The sequence below is a fragment of the Flavobacterium adhaerens genome (assembly GCF_040045115.1).
GTDB lineage: Bacteria > Bacteroidota > Bacteroidia > Flavobacteriales > Flavobacteriaceae > Flavobacterium > Flavobacterium adhaerens.
In genome coordinates, this window is record NZ_JBDLZX010000002.1 from 379458 (window position 1) to 396328 (window position 16871).

A 16871-nucleotide genomic window follows, 5' to 3' on the forward strand; every position below is an offset into this window, starting at 1 on the left:
GACTATTGATTTACTTTGTCACGCCTTTGCATTGCGATATGCTTAATGGCGAGTTCTACGTTACCGTCGAGTTCAGCAGCAAGCTGCATCACTTCCATTTTTTCGGTTTCTTCGGTTGTGTAAGCGAGGTATTCCTCCAAACTAACTTCGGTGGCATAGACTGCCGAGTGCGTACCACCTAAGCCAATCCAAACCTCTTTGTATAGGCGGCTTGCATCATTGTTCATATTGATAGAAAGTACCTGACCTTTTTCCTTATCCGTAAGCCCCAACATTGCCTGTATGTCATCGAATTTGTTCATATACTTACGCTGGTCTAAGAGGATTTTACAGTCGCTATTATTGATGATACTTTCTTTCACAATGGGCGACTGGATGATGTCATCGACCTCTTGCGTAACGACAATCGCTTCTCCGAAGAATTTGCGGACGGTCTTAAAGAGATACTTGATGTATTCTGCCATTCCTTCTTTTGCAATCGCTTTCCACGCTTCTTCAATCAGGATGAGTTTGCGGATACCTTTGAGCCTCCGCATTTTGTTGATGAAGACTTCCATAATGATAATTGTGACTATGGGAAAGAGGATTTTGTGGTCTTTAATTGCATCAATTTCAAACACGATAAAGCGTTTGGAAAGCAGGTCTAACTGCTTATCGGAATTGAGCAAATAATCATATTCACCGCCCTTGTAGTAGGGTTCGAGTACGTTAAGGAAATTGGCAATGTCAAAGTCTTTTTCTCTTACCTGTTTTTCTTCCAGCACCTTACGATAGTCGCCTTTTACATACTCATAGAAGCCGTTGAATGATGGGTAAACATCGTCCGATTTTATTCTTTCGATATATCCACTTACGGCATTGGAAAGGGCAACCTCTTCTGAACGGGTCGGTGGTTCATCATCACGTTTCCAGAGTGTCAGTATCAAAGTCTTGACACTTTCTCTCTTTTCAATATCGAATACACCATCATCGGTATAGAAAGGGTTAAAAGCAATGGGATTGTCTTCTGTATAAGTGAAATATACCCCGTCTTCGCCTTTGGTCTTTCCCTTGATGAGTTCGCATAAGCCCTGATAAGAATTACCAGTGTCAACAAGCAAAACGTGAGCGCCTTGCTCGTAATACTGCCTTACCATATGGTTTGTGAAGAAAGATTTACCCGAACCTGACGGACCAAGTATAAACTTGTTACGGTTGGTAATAATTCCACGTTTCATCGGCAAGTCCGAAATATCCAAATGGATAGGCTTTCCGGTCAGGCGGTCAGCCATTTTGATACCGAACGGAGAGGGCGAATTGTGGTAGTTGGTTTCTTCTGTGAAGAAGCATAATGCGGGCTCAATGAACGTATAAAAACTTTCCTCACTCGGAAAATCACCGGCATTGCCTGGCATTCCTGCCCAATACAGAGTAGCCACATCCGTAGTGTTGTGTCTGGGTTTACATTCCATCAATGCTAAAGCACTACCACAATCATTTTTTAGCTGTTTCAGTTCTGCCGGATCATCCGACCACGCCATAATGTTGAAGTGCGCACGAACAGAAGATAGCCCAAAACTGTGGGCTTCGTTCAGGTACTTTTCTATCCACTCTTTGTTAATCTGATTGGCACGGCTATACCTTGCCAAAGAGTGCATATTCCTTGCGGACTTCTCAAACTTTTGTAGATTGGCTTCGCTGTTGTCTATAAACAAATATTGATTGTAGATATGGTTGCAGCTTAACAACAAACCCACAGGTGCGGCAAATGACAGTTGGCAATCACTTCGGTCGGTAGATAGCTTTTCAAAACGGGTATCTGCCGATACCGTTCCAGGTAGATCGTCCGTGTCCGAAAGCGTGTGCAGGCTTAACCTTTTGTTCCCGATACGAACTTCTTCTGTTCCAAGTGCGATGTCCTGCATCGGTGTTCCGGTTTCCCTCGAAAGCGTAAGGTATTGTTCCAACAATCCCTGCTTTTCTTCCGTGCCAATGATGTCATCTTCAGTCAAACGTCGCAGGCTTACAAAACCGCTATCGTTCACAATACGCTCAAATTGTGCCACGGTTTCCATAAAACGATGGATAGCTTCCTTATCTCTTATTTCTTTCGGGATAAGCGAACCTTTGCAAAGCGAACTAAAGTTGCTTTGCATACGCATGCGCTCTTTGGTTGTCTTGGTTAAAAAAAGGTAGCAGTAATGGTTTAGGAACGGGCGCTCGTTGAAATGGCGTTGATAGGATTTTGCCAAAAAACTCTGGTTATCCTCTGCCAAATCAGGAGCATAGCTTTCTTTGATGTACCAATCCTGTTTGTGAACCACCGTAAAATCTGGCAAGGTCTTGATAGCCTTATGCCAGGCGGAATGAATAGCTTCATATTCCGCCGAAGCTACCGTGAACAGTTCTGGCAAACGCACTTCAAAGCAGGCGGTAATGTCCGCATCTTTAGATAAGATGCAGTTGTTCTCTACTGCCAACAATGGAAATTTGTTTTCCAGCGTTGTTGTCTTTGCAACGTTTCTCATAGGGCATTCGATTTAGGAGTGAATTTTAAATAGCGGTGTACAGGCTTGCGGCAGATGATGTAGCGGGGATGCCTTTTATTGGCTGCAATTTTCATCAGCCCGTGTTCGCCGTGCTTCCTGTTGAGTGAAAAGGTTTGCCACACAATCAGCGAAGCACCACCTGCTCCGAGCAGCAGGCAGATGTAAGAGTTTACGCCTGCCATATACAGTATCATCACGAAGATGAGCGTACCGAGTAGTCCGCCTGCGAAGATGAACAGGTATTGTGCTTTCAGACCCTTAAATTCCACCGTCCTGCCAATGCCTTTGTTTATGTTGTAACTGTTCATAAAGCAAAGGATTAAAGGAAGAATGAACGCAGGATGGTAGCTGCCACGATTAAGAAGATACACGCACCGAACCAAGAAGCTGCCGTTTTGCTCGTGTCGGGGTCGCCCGAACTGAATTTGTTGTACACCTTAACACCTCCGATTAGCCCGACGACTGCACCTATGGCGTAGATTAATTGGGTTGCGGGGTCGAAATAAGACGTTACCATTTGGGTAGCCTCGTTGATACCTGCTGTACCGTTTCCCTGTGCGAAAGCACCAATTCCTGACAGCATAGCCACGGCTGCCAGCAAAACTTTTTTTCTTTGTTTTTCCATAATTGAAACACATTATTTTGTTACTATTTCCCGCTCCTTGCGGACTTTCAAGACAAAGGTGTTTCAGAAATCAGGGCGTTATAACAAAGTGGCAGTCAGAGGTATTGTTTGGCTTTCAATGTCGTCTTTCGACATCCTAAGAAAATTTTAATTATGTATGAGGATTGATAAGGGCAAAAAAAGTAATTTAGTATCAAACAATTTGATTATTGACTAATGAAACTATCTGATCTTACTATAGAGAGTATAAAAGAATTTATTTCAGGCGATAACCAACTAACTCCAGGACTTTCTGGTCCGAAAATACTGAAGCTGTTCAACCTTGTTGGCTTTAAGGATGTTTATAAATTTGAGGATGGAGGAATGCCTAACGCAGTTAGTAGAAACACTTATGTATTGGAAAAACTACATGAAATAAATGGTACTGGTGAACTTGTTCGATTATTAGAATTTGTTTTTGATCCAAGGCACTTTGCGCAGGATGTGACAAAAGATATGAAGTTGGCTATAGAAACCATCAACCCTTTATTGCAACAGGATGGGTTTAGATTTGAAGAGTTAGAAGGGAAGTATAAAATTATTGGTTCAGAATTACCCGAAAGTATTGAGATTGAAGTACATTTTGAAGATATTCAATCGCAAATTATTGAGCAGATACGCTGTGCAAAATTCACTATTTGGGTAGCAGTTGCTTGGTTTACGGATAAGGTTCTTATGCGAGAATTGTTCAATAAAAAGCAGGAAGGTCTTAATATACGTATTCTTGTACTTGATGACGAAATCAATTCAAAATATGGATTTGATTATGAAAAATATTTTGAAACAAAAAGGATTGCTAAGAAAGGACAGTTTGAAAACATCATGCATCATAAGTTCTGTGTCATCGACCTAAAAACTGTCATTCACGGTTCTTATAACTGGACAAATAAAGCAAACTGGAATAGAGAAACAATAAGTATCGAGAACAGTAGACAGCTAGCAGAGAAATATGCAACGGAATTTATAAAACTTATTAAGTGAACTTAGATACATTCATTTTCAAAAGACAAAATCTAGCCACAATAAAGTATGCTTGAAATACGGATCTGTGCAGCTAGTTTATAAAATTGAAACCTTGTCTTTATACGAAATTCATTTTATAATTAGCTGCTTCTTGATAGGCTTTTGTCAAAGTTGATTTTTCCATAGCTGCAATTACAGGGGATTTAATGACCTCAGTATCTTTGTCTTTGTCATATAAAGAAAAGTACATACTTTTTTTCAATTCGATATCAACTCTTTTATAAGTTGGATCCTCTAAAAATTCCCAATAATGTCTATACCAATTATCAGCTTTCCCCTTAGCTCTTTTAGTATACCTATCAGTTATTGCAAATATACTGTTCCATGATTCAATTTCTTCAGCTCTATCATCAGTAGTTGAATAAGAAAAAGAAAACTCATAATCTTTTTCATTGTCTAACTTTGCATCAATTGTAATTCCTTTATGGGATTCATCATAATAAAAAAATATTTTCATCCCAGCATTATCTAAAACATCTTTATCTTCTTTGTAATCAGAATTACAATCCACACAAATAGGAGCTAAATTCTTGAAGTTAATAGAGGAGAAAGGATAAATTGTATATGGCAATAGATGGTCGTAGTCTTCTTTTTTTTCCTCCTTTGAATTTTGAGGAATCAGACCACATACTGGGCATTTGAAAATTTCATTTTCATCAGATTTAAAAAGTCTAAAATGTTCTTGCATATCTCCATAGCTTCTTTTACAATGATCGCCATATAAAATTTGTTTGTATAAATCTGAATACATTTTTTTTATGTCTACAGCATCTGTAATTTCTTTATCAATTTCATCAAGTTTCAAAGGTGTAACTTCTCTATTGCATATGGCTTCAATGTCGTTACTTTCTCTTACTTTTCTGCAAAAATCAGATCTTTTTTCTTGATCCCATTGCTTAATTACTTCAAAAATATTTTTGAGAGGAACTCCCAATATTTTTGGATGATGACTAACAATGTCATTATAAAAATTCACATCAAATAAAGTTGTAGAATATTCTCCTGTTTCAAATTCAATTCGATTGAAAAAAGTAATTATGTTTTCATTTAAAAAATGATGAGGTGTTTCTATATATTTATATGATTTAAGCATCTAAATCTTTATTTTTAAATTCTTCTTCTTTAAGCAATAAATCTCTAAATAGAAATACTTTTTCAGGTGAATCTCCTAAAAGTCTTGAGTCTTCTTTAGCTTTTTGAATATCTTTGATTGTTTTAAATTCTCTTCCTTTAATTTTATTAAGTTCCGATAGTGAATAATCGGGTATACTTTCTTCCTTCCTGAATATTTCCTCTAAAACGATATTAACTGAAGTTCCAAAAGTATTGAATTTCATATCTTTTGCATTTATTGGTTTTTCGTCCTTTTTGAATACTACAACCTTGTCAGGAAAGCAATCAGATATTATGAATGGAGAATGAGATGTAATTAATATATCTCTTATTAAATTATTACTTTCTCCACGCTCCAAACTATCTTTTAAAATACTAATAAATTTTGAACGCCAATCAGGATTAAAGTGTGTTTCAGGTTCATCTAATAAAATTAAAGCTGTTTTGTCTTTAAGCATCAAACAAATCCCCATGCTATGTAAAAATTGATGTTCCCCATCGGATAAGTTTTTAATTAATACTGGCTTTTCTTCTCCTTTTTTCTTTATCAAAAAATTATTAAAATAAAAAACCAAGTCTTTACCTTCTGGCTTAGGCATTTTTTCAGAAACATACATGCTATTCGTTGTATATATTTCTTTTTTTATGTTTTTATTTATTGAATGAAGATTAAGTTCAAGTAATGTTTGTAAATTTTGAAATAAATCATAAGCCGATGTAAAGCAATTTTGAAAAGCCTTTTTGGTATTTTTATTTACATAATAATCCAAAATCAATTCATCGTTAGAAGTTAGGAAAGAAGATGTAGCACATTTTTTCAATTTATCGATTATTGAATTTTTACTTTTATCTTTCAACTGTGATAATAATTGTTTTGATTTTGTATTTGAGCTTTCTTCATTTTTAATACTAAAATCTTTAATTACTAATCGAAAACTATGAAGCTTATCAATTTTCAGTAATTCTTTTATAGGATAAAGTAGGTCTAGTTTTTTGTCATCAAATTCTTTTTGCATTAAAAAATTTGACAACAATACAGCCTGACTCATGCTGTAGTCAATATAGACAAGACTTGTTAATGATTTTTTATCATATTTTTCATCACTAATTAGTGATTGCCTATAATTATCAAAATGAATTAATCTTGTTTTTAAAAATGGCAAACTCAATATTTCGTTTTCACCGGAAGAGTATCCAATAACAATTTGTGGAAGATACTGCTTTGCAACAGCATTAGATTTGTTTATTCCTTCTCTTATTGGTATTGTACTAACTCTAATTAATTCATTACTAAGGGTTGTACGATAAAACTCTATAGGCTTGTTTTCAGGTTTAATGATTTTTATGGGAATCATTAGCTCCTCATTATTTTTATAAAGTAAGTATTCCAATTCGAAGGAAAACGGGATTTGACTTTTTTCAAACGAATTTTTAAAATCATCAGGAAGATATTTCGAAAACGAACACTCTAGATAAAAGAAAATTAAAGATAATGCTTCAAGTACGTTTGACTTTCCGCTTCCGTTAAGACCAGCAAAACAATATGGATGAAACTGGTTAAGTTTATCATAGTTAAGCGAGTTTTGCTCCCTAAAAATTAATTCAAAATTTTTAGGTAAACTTCTGAATTTAGAGTTAAGTTTAAATCTTACTAGTTTCATTACTATCTAGTTTATGTTCTCTATTAGTCTTAATTTCAATTTTATTTTGAGAATAAATTTGTACAACTCCTTTGTTAAACGTTGAACTTTCTTTTTCTATTTGATTTTTTATTTCAGTTCTTTCGAGGATTTTAAACAATAGTTCTTTTGAAGAATTATATTGTGTTAAAGATTCAAAATCGGATGCTTTAATATCTTGAATTATTTTTTCAATTTCTAATTCATCATTTATTAATTTATCAATTTCATCTTCTTCAATTTTATTTAGATTAAATGAGTTATATAAAAGTGATTGAAACATTTCTTCAAAAAGAAGTTGCGATTTTAAAAATTTTTGAACTTGTTTTTCAACAAGTTTCAGTTGGTCACTATATTTGTTTTGTAGATTAATTTCAGGAACTGGGATATTAATTTTCTTTAGAACACTTAAGTTTAAGGATTTAACAGCTCCACCTTTAGAAATATCTTTAAAAAGTGCTTCAAAATGGCTTGTTTCAAATAAAGATTTTATGTAGTAAGGATTGATTATTTTTCTATCAAAAGAAATTTTGATTAATCTAGGATTAATAACACCGTCTTCAAAAAGATCGGGTACAATTGCAACCTTACCTAGAGTACCTACCAAACTTATCAATACATCACCAGCCTCAATTTTACAACTATTTAGTTTTTTAAATCTTTCTTTATCAATGTAATAATTTCCAAAACTAAAATCATTGTTGATTACTTGTTCCTGACCATAAACTTTGTATCCCTCACTTACATAATATTCTTTCTTTAATTCAGAACCAAACGGTCCTGCTTTAATTGCATTCTTTTTGTTTTGTGCTAATTGAGTTAGTACTTTAAAATTCGTTTTTTTATTACTTACAATAAGAGAACCAAACATTTCTAAAAAAGTAGATTTTATATATTCGTTAAGAAGTTTAATAGATTTTGTCCTTTTTAAAATCAATGATTCTAAGTTGTTAAGTCTATTAATTATTATTGTTTGTTCCGCTATATTTGGCAGAATAAATTCATAAGTATCTAATTGCCCTTTTGTTAAATGCTTTAATCCAACACCACGCATTTTATATGTCAACTCTTCAATAGCTAATTGAATAACATACCTAAAATAGTCTTTAGAAATTTTATCTGAAATAAACTCAACTTTAAAAATATGCTGGTTGAGATAAGCATTATCATTTTTCCATTCATAAACACCTAACGAAGCTGACCATGAAATTAAAATATCTCCTTTTTTGACAATAAATTTTTTATCAACATCTTTAGTTGTCTTATTATAAATTGCTAGAGGATTATTTAAATTTTGTATACGTATGATATTCATACCTAAGCTCCCTCTGTCAGTAGGTTTAAATGGATAACCATTTATTAGTTTAACAACATCTTTTATTTTTACTTTTTTATTCTCCACTTTCTTTTAATTCAGATAGTCCTTTAAAAATTTCCTCTTCTAAAACAAATAACTCTTCAAGAATGTATTTGGGCAATCTATATTCTTCTGCTTCATATTCAAAATCTTTATATCGATTAAAGTTTAATTCATATTTACTTTTTTGAATTTCTGCAAATGGAATTGTAAAATGCTGTAATTTTCTATTTTTCTGTTCTTCTTTAAATCTATTAGTCCATTTTTTTATAGTTTCTGGAATTGGATTCTCTTTTAGTTTTTTTCTATTAGTATCTAAAGTGTATCCATCTGACTTCATTTCATAAAACCAAACATCAATTTCTTGAGGAGTTTCGCTTTTATATTTTTTCTTTTCAAAAACTAAAATAGAAGTTTTTACACCTGTGTAGGGCTGAAAAACACCGCTTGGCAAAGAAATAACTCCCTGGAGTTCACAGTCATGCATTAAAATTTTGCGAGTTGCAACATGTGCGAAAGAAGTGTTAAATAATAATCCTTCAGGAACTACTACACAGGCTCTACCACCTTCTTCAAGCATGTAGATCATTCGTTCCAGGAAGAGTAATTCTGACTGTACGGTCTTCTGCCTTTCATTTTTCTTAAGTTTTTTGTTTTCTTTAATTGGGTATATCCTATCTAAATTTTCAGATACTGTTTCACTATTAATTTTTCCTGTAAATGGAGGATTTGCTAGAATATATTTATATTGACCTAATAGGTTTTGGTTCTCAACGGTGATCTTATCTTTTGAGTCAAAGTTTTCAGACAATCTTTTGGCTTCTAATTTTTCATAATCTAAAGAAAGAGTATCAACATGCTCTATATTAGGTTTAGTTATACCATGCATCATTAGGTTCATCATACCTATCCGAACCATTGTTTGATCAACATCAAATCCATAAAAAGTATTCTCTTTTAAAATTAATTCCTTTCCAATGTTTTCGTTATCTTGAAACTTTTTACCATCTAAACCTTTTAATAATCCATTCTCGTCTTTTACCGTTTTCTTAGAATATTTGGTTATAATATATTGATATGCACCAATCAAAAATCCCCCTGAACCACACGCTAAATCACAAATTTTGCCATCAATATCAGGGTTTAGAATCTCAGTCATCATTTGAATAATATGACGCGGAGTCCTAAATTGTCCGTTCTTTCCAGCTTCACTAGTATGTTTTAAAAGATACTCATAAACATCTCCTTGAATATCATGAAAATACTGATTATTATCTTTTTCTTGTCTTTCAATTTCTTGATATATAACATCTATTATATCAATACAGTCTTTTAACAAAGATGGAGTATTTATTATAAAAACTGAATCCTTCATCGCCTTAGCAAATGGTTCATCTTTTTGGGCTAAATCATTTTTTATATATTCGAAAACAATATCTTTTATATGCTTTACAAGCTTTTCATCTGCAAAAGAGTGATATGTACTCCACTTTAGATCCTTCTTTAAATTAGGTGCAAATTTTTCCAATTTCTTCATAAAAAGTAAATAGGATATTTGTTCAATCGCAGTAATAGGATTTGCAAGCCCTCCTGCCCAGAGTCTGTCCCAAAGTAATTGAACCTTATTTTTTATTTCTTGTGATAACATATTCTCGTTTCCTAATTTCAATTAATATTATTTTGTTGAATTCAATAGATCCTTAATGTCTATTTTAAAAAGTTTAGCTATTTGAGCCAAAGTTTCCACAGATGGTTGTATTTCGTTAGTACACCAACGTGAGACTGTACTTTCGCTTTTGTTCAACTCTTTAGCTAACCATTTATTTGTTTTGGAATGTTCCGCTAATATAATTTTTAGTCTGTTGATTTTCATTTGACATCAATTAATACGCATAATATGCGAATTTACTATTATTAATAACGCGAACAAAGTATCTAAGTCCAATTTCGAGAATATTATATCGCTATTATTTTATAGGGATACAGGAATATGATGCAAAAAAGGGAGCTTGCTCATGCAAACTCCCCAATGTCAAAATCACTCAAATCACTTTTCCGCAAATTAGAAGAACTGTTGTCCATTTCAGCCGAAAGTGTGCTGTCCAAAAGCTCGGCAATTTTTCGGGAAGCACCCTCTATGGAATTTTCCAGTAAGCTGAATAATTCAGTTCCTTGTAATTTCTGAACTATGGCTACCGCAGTTTCCTTTTGGGATTGTTCCAAATTTTCTTTTTGGAGCAATGCCCCTACGGAGCTTAGTTCATCGTAGGTAACCCCTTGGGCAAAACCGTTATCGCCACCGGATATTCCGTACCTGTTCCAATCTTCTTCCTCTTCCTCCAAATCAGGCATATTTCTGAAAACTTCGTCCAGCTCTTCCTGCGGAATTTGAATACCTACGTTTTCATTTTCGTCGTATTCTATGTCTAAATTATCATGATTTATTTCATCTTCTTCAATTTGGCTTTCATTGGTAGTCTTTGGCACTAAATGGCTTCTTACTGGCTTAGGCTGTCCCATAATATTGGGAAGATTTGGATTAATTTTTCCTTGTGTCGGTTTTTGTTCCGACCTTTTTTTAATGACAATCTTGTCTTGCAAAAGCAGGGCAATGACTATCAGCAGGCATATCACAATTACTATTTCCATAATCAAATGCTTTAAAAAATAGGTTTAAACTTTTCGTTGAAATCATCGGTAATCGCTTTCTCAAACATTTCAAAATGATGTTCCAGTATATTATCAAGATAGGCATACAGCGGTATCTCATCTTTACCAATGACCTGTACAATACGGGATAAGCGTTGGTGGTATTCCTGCCGGATATAAATGCTTTTATCTCCACGTTTCGTCATCGAATGGGTTTTCAAAAAATGGTCGCCATAACTTCCGTCAAGATTTTTCTTTGTACGGTTTCGTTCTTTTTGTACAGGTTTTAGCGATGATAATTCTTCCTGTTTTACGTTTTCCTTTTCTGGTTCTTCGATAGGTTCTGGAGGAAGTTCTATGCCATCTTTTTTAATGCCGTCAACCATTAGGTTCATCATCAACTCTTCGTTGATTTCCGGTGTGACTTTTCTTTTATTATCTTTTTCCATACAGCTATAATTGAATGATTTTTAAAAATTCGCTGATGAACAAATCTAACTGACAAGCTTTCATCAAACGTTCATCAGGTGGCATTACGGTAGAACGAAATACGGTTTTGCTGTCCGCTTCGCTTTCTTTGCGAAAACGAGTACTGTTCTTCACTTGGCTTTGCATCAGACTTAATCCCAGTTGCTCGATAAGTTGGTTGTACACGCCATACAAAGGCGTACTTTCTCTGCCATCTACTTGGTTCCAAAAGAGATTAATGGTTTGTATGGAAGTTTCCCCTCTTTTCATAATCACATCCTGTAAAAGCTGCGTGAAGATGAGCGTACTTTCCATTACCACACGGTCTGCTGTGATTGGCGTAAAAATGTGGTGCATTCCTGCCAACGCTTTCAGAATACCGGGCGTGTTAACGGTTCCAGGTAGATCAAAGAATACCACATCAAGCGGGGTGAAAGAAGCGTTTACAAATTCGTGAGCCGCTTCCAATACGCTGTCCGCTTTGTACTGCATAATTGAATAGGCTTTTTTGTTGATAGTAGTAAATTGTTTGTAAGCCAGCTTTTTCAATGCTTCATTTTCCATAACCATTGCCAGATCCCTTGTCTTCATTTTCATCAGACTATGCTGCGGAAAATCCGCATCAAATACTGCTACATTATAGCCTAATCGATAATGCATCGCACTGGCAATGAGTGCTGTAAATGTGCTTTTACCTACACCGCCTTTTTGAGATGAAAAGGCAATAAACAGAGGTTTCTTTTTTGTGTCCATATTTTTAAAAATTTAAAGTTTCTACTTATTTGCAGTCCTGCGGACAATCAGTCAGACATTCCTGTTTTCGTTCAGGCTTCCTTGCAGGATAACCAACCGGCTTTCTTGACTGAACTCGTGATTTCCTGCTTGCCTGCGATATAGCAGGACGGTACTCATTCCTGAATGCTTTCAGGCAGGATAACCGTCATTCTTGCGTTCCTATAATCCTGCATTCAGGAAAGCAATCTTGATTGATTACAAGCCGTCACGCTATCATTTTTTCATCCTTGCAATCCTGACAGCAGGATTGCAGGATTGTTTGCATTCTTGAATGCTGTCAATCTTTCAGCTTTGATTGAGTTCCTGCCATCATTCAAACACAAAGAACCAATCAATTGCATTCGATTGTATGCCTGTGGCAGTGTTTGTCGTTCAAAGGCAGTGTTTTGCACTGCTATACAATACAATGCTTTCGTAAACAGGGCTTTACTTTGTACAATGATTTTTATTAACGGATTTATGCAAAAGACTTTTGACAAATCGGAGGGTAACGGGAACGGTATCGGACCGTTTTTCCCTGTTACATTTAATCCGTCCCGCAGGGCGGATTTTTGTGTTCAACGGAACACGGCAAGTTGTGTTTTGAGGCACTCGAAACCGAGTTAGTGCCTCAAAACAACTTGCCCTGCCGGGGGCTTAAAAAACCACTCCGAAGTCGAGGTTTTGTGTGAATTTAAAATGGATTAGTGATGAATGAGAATAATAAGAGAAAAAAAAATAATGGCGGACGGAAGGCAAAAACCGACCCAAGTATCCACCGCCACGTCTTTCGTCTTACTGATGAAGAAAATGCCAAACTTTTATCGCTTTTTGAAGCATCGGGAATGCCCAATAAAGCAAAGTTTATCATTTCCCTGCTGTTCAGTAAGGAAATGAAATCGGTTAAAATTGACAAGGGAACGGTTGATTTTTATATGCGATTGACCTCGTTTCACAGTCAATTTCGCTCCGTAGGAGTAAATTATAACCAGATTGTAAAGCTATTGTACAAGAATTTTTCCGAGAAAAAAGCCGCAGCGTTCCTTTACAAACTGGAAAAACAGACGGCTGAAATGGCGATACTATGCCAAAAAATCATTCAGATAACCGAAGAATTTGAAGCAAAACATCTTAAAAAACAGTCTAAGAAATGATAGCGAAAATCGGCAGAAGCGGAAATTTATACGGAGCATTGGCATACAATCATCTCAAAGTGGAGAATGAAAACGGACAGATTTTGTTTGCAAACAAGATGATTGAAACTGCCAACGGTCATTATTCCGTTGCACAATTAGCCCAATCTTTTGCCCCTTACCTGATAGCCAACCGCAATACCGAGAAACATACGTTGCATATTTCGCTCAATCCCGACCCGAAAGATAAGGTAAGCGATGATCGGTACAGGGAAATGGCAGAAGAATATATGCGGAAAATGGGCTACGGCGACCAGCCTTTTGTGGTATTCAAACATACTGATATTGACCGTAGCCATATTCATATCGTATCGGTTTGCGTGGATGAAGAAGGCAAAAAGATTTCGGACAAATTCGAAAAAATGAGGTCTATGAATATTTGCCGTGAACTAGAAAGAAAACACGGATTGATACCCGCAACTGATAAAGAACACAAGCAAAGCGAAAAGATTTTCCGTCCTGTAAATTACAAAGCTGGAGATGTAAAAAGCCAAATCGCTTCAGTAGTTCGACATCTACCGAATTATTATAAATTTCAGACTTTGGGCGAATATAATGCCTTGCTTTCTCTATTTAATGTTACCATTGAAAAAGTGGAGGGCGAATTACAGGGGCAACTAAGGCAGGGTTTATTGTACATTCCGTTAATTGAAAAAGAGGAAAGAGCCGGACATCCCTTCAAAGCTTCACTTTTCGGAAAAAACGCTGGAATTCCTGCTCTGGAATTGCATTTTGAGAAAAGCAAAGAAGTTTTAAAAGACCACCCGACAAAGCCCACCATCAAAGCTGCCGTTACTATTGCCCTGCAAACCACAAGTGATGAGCAGGCTTTTAAAAAACATTTAGGCGAACAGGGCATTAACGTTGTGGTTCGTAGAAATGACACAGGACGTATTTATGGTATCACATTTATAGACCACAATTCTAAAAGTGTTTGGAACGGTTCACGTTTAAGCAAGGAACTTTCTGCTAATATCTTTAATGATTATTGGAACAATAACATCAAACCAGAAATTAAAGAGCCAGTTGAACTACAATCGAAAATATCAAAACCAAATGATGTAAATCTTCCTGCGGAAGAACCTCATCATTTCTTCGATTTTTTAAATGCTGAAAAACACGAAGACGGTTTGATTGAAGCATTAGGCGGTTTATTGCCCGAAGCACAGGGAGAAGATTACGAGGAACAGGACTTTGCTAACAAAATGAAGAAGAAAAGGAAACGTCAAGGAGGTCAGCGATAACAATCAGACAAATACTGCCACACAAAGCCACTGGCTACCAAATTTTTATAGCAACTATATAGAGCCTTTAAATTCACGCCCAAACATTAAAAAATTAAAATAATGCAGGGAGAAGACGATTTAAGAGGTTTAGCCAAAATAATGGCTTTTATGAGGGCAGTAAGTATTCTATTGGTACTGATGCACCTTTATTGGTTTTGCTACGGTTTCTTTATGGAACGTGGCTGGACGTTGGAAATTATCAACAAAATATTAGGCAACTTTGATAGAACAGCAGGTTTGTTTTCACATACTTTATATACTAAAATCTTTGCTTTGGTGTTGCTTGCTTTAAGTTGCTTAGGAACGAAAGGCGTAAAGAATGAGAAGATAACCTGGTCTAAAATCTATGTGGCTTTAGGCGTTGGTTTTGTGCTGTTCTTTCTGAACTTCCCGTTATTAAAGTTACCTCTAATTACTGCTACATTTCTTTATATTCTTACCACAGGTTTAGGTTATGTTGCTTTAATGGTAGCCGGAGTTTGGATGAGCCGATTGCTTCGTACTAATCTTATGGATGATGTATTTAATAATGAAAATGAGAGTTTTCAGCAGGAAACCAAGCTGATGGAAAACGAATATTCTGTCAATCTTCCCACAAAGTTTTATTATAAAAACAAGTGGAATGACGGTTGGATTAACATCGTCAATCCTTTCAGAGCAACGATTGTTTTAGGAACGCCAGGTTCTGGTAAATCCTATGCCATCGTCAACAATTACATCAAACAGCAGATTGAGAAAGGCTTTTCAATGTACATCTACGATTTCAAATTTGACGATCTCTCTACCATTGCCTATAACCATTTGCTGAAGTACAGGGATAAGTACAAGATACAGCCGAAATTTTATGTGATAAATTTCGATGACCCACGCAAAAGCCACCGCTGTAATCCACTCAATCCCGACTTTATGACGGACATTTCAGATGCTTACGAAGCCGCTTATACCATAATGCTTAATCTCAACAGATCGTGGATACAGAAGCAAGGGGATTTTTTTGTAGAAAGTCCAATCATTTTATTGGCAGCCATTATTTGGTATCTGAAAATCTATGAGGACGGAAAGTATTGCACTTTTCCACACGCCATTGAATTATTAAACAAAAAGTATTCAGATGTATTTACCATTCTGACATCATACACCGATTTGGAAAATTACTTGTCGCCGTTTATGGATGCATGGCAGGGTGGCGCACAAGATCAGTTACAAGGTCAAATCGCATCGGCAAAAATTCCATTATCAAGAATGATTAGCCCGCAACTATACTGGGTAATGACAGGGGACGATTTTACACTCGACATCAATAACCCGAAAGAGCCAAAGATTTTATGCGTAGGCAACAATCCCGATAGACAAAATATTTATTCCGCAGCATTGGGTTTGTACAATTCAAGAATTGTGAAGCTCATCAACAAGAAAGGGCAATTGAAAAGTTCGGTAATCATCGATGAACTGCCGACAATTTATTTTAGAGGATTGGATAATTTGATTGCAACAGCTCGTAGCAATAAGGTAGCAGTTTGTTTAGGTTTTCAAGATTTTTCACAACTCATACGTGATTACGGAGATAAAGAAGCAAAAGTTATTCAAAATACGGTAGGTAATATTTTCAGTGGACAGGTAGTTGGAGAAACTGCAAAAAGCCTTTCGGAACGTTTTGGAAAAGTATTGCAGAAACGCCAAAGTATGACTATTAACCGTAATGATAAATCCACCTCTATCTCCACACAGTTAGACAGCCTTATTCCGGCTTCCAAAATTTCAACGCTTACACAGGGTATGTTTGTAGGTTCTGTATCGGATAATTTCGATGAACGTATCGAACAAAAAATATTTCATGCTGAAATTGTGGTGGACAATGAAAAAGTTACTGCAGAAACTAAAGTATATCAGAAGATACCAGAAATCCTGTCCTTTGTCAATGAACACGGAGAAGATAAAATGAAGCAGGAGATTGAAAGCAATTACCGTCAGATAAAATTGGATATTCTGCATATTGTTGAAAGCGAATTGGAACGTATCAAAAACGACCCGAACTTACAGCATTTGCTACAGGCCTGATGAGACTGTCATCTTTAGTAACTTTTGTTACAAAGCATTGGAAGCAAATAGTGTAAATTTGTAGGTTACATGTTGTATT

Annotated in this window: 15 protein-coding genes; 4 read left to right on the plus strand and 11 right to left on the minus strand. The window is 35.5% G+C overall.

Annotated elements, in window-relative coordinates; all coding sequences use genetic code 11:
- Positions 1–2: 2 nt before the first annotated feature.
- Genes ABEB18_RS04395 through ABEB18_RS04405 form a run of 3 tightly spaced genes read right to left on the minus strand, consistent with a single transcriptional unit; the run spans position 3 to position 3153 of the window.
- Positions 3–2507 carry a TraG family conjugative transposon ATPase gene (locus ABEB18_RS04395; protein WP_348797882.1) on the minus strand — a complete coding sequence of 835 codons (2505 nt, stop codon included), beginning with the start codon at positions 2505–2507 and terminating at the stop codon, positions 3–5.
- The gene (locus ABEB18_RS04400; RefSeq protein WP_348797883.1) at positions 2504–2836 is read right to left on the minus strand and encodes a DUF4133 domain-containing protein; all 333 of its coding nucleotides are present in this window, start codon (positions 2834–2836) and stop codon (positions 2504–2506) included. Before ABEB18_RS04400 ends, ABEB18_RS04395 begins: the two co-directional genes overlap by 4 nt.
- Before the next feature lie 11 nt (positions 2837–2847).
- On the minus strand, positions 2848–3153 hold the full coding sequence (locus tag ABEB18_RS04405) for a DUF4134 domain-containing protein (RefSeq protein WP_026706465.1): 306 nt from the start codon (positions 3151–3153) through the stop codon (positions 2848–2850).
- A gap of 216 nt (positions 3154–3369) precedes the next feature.
- Between ABEB18_RS04405 and ABEB18_RS04410 the strand changes: the two genes are divergently transcribed.
- The gene (locus ABEB18_RS04410) at positions 3370–4173 is read left to right on the plus strand and encodes a phospholipase D-like domain-containing protein (protein WP_348797884.1); all 804 of its coding nucleotides are present in this window, start codon (positions 3370–3372) and stop codon (positions 4171–4173) included.
- Between the two features lie 100 nt (positions 4174–4273).
- On the opposite strand, the gene ABEB18_RS04415 is transcribed toward ABEB18_RS04410, so the two are convergent.
- The 8 genes from ABEB18_RS04415 to ABEB18_RS04450 form a co-directional block, all read right to left on the minus strand.
- Positions 4274–5308, minus strand: a complete 1035-nt coding sequence (locus ABEB18_RS04415; protein ID WP_348797885.1) for a hypothetical protein — start codon at positions 5306–5308, stop codon at positions 4274–4276.
- Positions 5301–6989: a restriction system-associated AAA family ATPase gene (locus tag ABEB18_RS04420; protein ID WP_348797886.1), complete on the minus strand. Its 1689-nt coding sequence runs from the start codon at positions 6987–6989 to the stop codon at positions 5301–5303. Before ABEB18_RS04420 ends, ABEB18_RS04415 begins: the two co-directional genes overlap by 8 nt.
- On the minus strand, positions 6970–8409 hold the full coding sequence (locus ABEB18_RS04425; protein ID WP_348797888.1) for a restriction endonuclease subunit S: 1440 nt from the start codon (positions 8407–8409) through the stop codon (positions 6970–6972). The genes ABEB18_RS04420 and ABEB18_RS04425 overlap by 20 nt, the downstream gene beginning before the upstream one ends.
- Positions 8399–10033 (minus strand): class I SAM-dependent DNA methyltransferase, encoded by a 1635-nt coding sequence (locus tag ABEB18_RS04430; protein ID WP_348797889.1) that lies wholly within the window; start codon positions 10031–10033, stop codon positions 8399–8401. The genes ABEB18_RS04425 and ABEB18_RS04430 overlap by 11 nt, the downstream gene beginning before the upstream one ends.
- A gap of 6 nt (positions 10034–10039) precedes the next feature.
- Complete coding sequence (locus ABEB18_RS04435) at positions 10040–10237, minus strand: helix-turn-helix transcriptional regulator (protein ID WP_348797890.1); 198 nt, start codon at positions 10235–10237, stop codon at positions 10040–10042.
- A 140-nt stretch (positions 10238–10377) separates the two neighbouring features.
- Positions 10378–11013 carry a conjugal transfer protein TraD gene (locus ABEB18_RS04440; protein WP_348797891.1) on the minus strand — a complete coding sequence of 212 codons (636 nt, stop codon included), beginning with the start codon at positions 11011–11013 and terminating at the stop codon, positions 10378–10380.
- Between the two features lie 11 nt (positions 11014–11024).
- Positions 11025–11462 (minus strand): DUF3408 domain-containing protein, encoded by a 438-nt coding sequence (locus ABEB18_RS04445; RefSeq protein WP_348797892.1) that lies wholly within the window; start codon positions 11460–11462, stop codon positions 11025–11027.
- A 4-nt stretch (positions 11463–11466) separates the two neighbouring features.
- Entirely contained in the window at positions 11467–12234 is a 768-nt protein-coding gene (locus tag ABEB18_RS04450) for a ParA family protein (protein ID WP_348797893.1), read from the minus strand.
- A 731-nt stretch (positions 12235–12965) separates the two neighbouring features.
- Between ABEB18_RS04450 and mobA the strand changes: the two genes are divergently transcribed.
- The 3 genes from mobA (at position 12966) to mobC (ending at position 16792) form a co-directional block, all read left to right on the plus strand.
- Entirely contained in the window at positions 12966–13409 is a 444-nt protein-coding gene (mobA, locus tag ABEB18_RS04455) for a conjugal transfer protein MobA (RefSeq protein ID WP_348797894.1), read from the plus strand.
- The gene (mobB, locus tag ABEB18_RS04460) at positions 13406–14692 is read left to right on the plus strand and encodes a conjugal transfer protein MobB (RefSeq protein WP_348797895.1); all 1287 of its coding nucleotides are present in this window, start codon (positions 13406–13408) and stop codon (positions 14690–14692) included. The genes mobA and mobB overlap by 4 nt, the downstream gene beginning before the upstream one ends.
- 102 nt (positions 14693–14794) lie before the next feature.
- Complete coding sequence (gene mobC, locus ABEB18_RS04465; protein ID WP_348797896.1) at positions 14795–16792, plus strand: conjugal transfer protein MobC; 1998 nt, start codon at positions 14795–14797, stop codon at positions 16790–16792.
- Positions 16793–16871 lie beyond the last annotated feature (79 nt).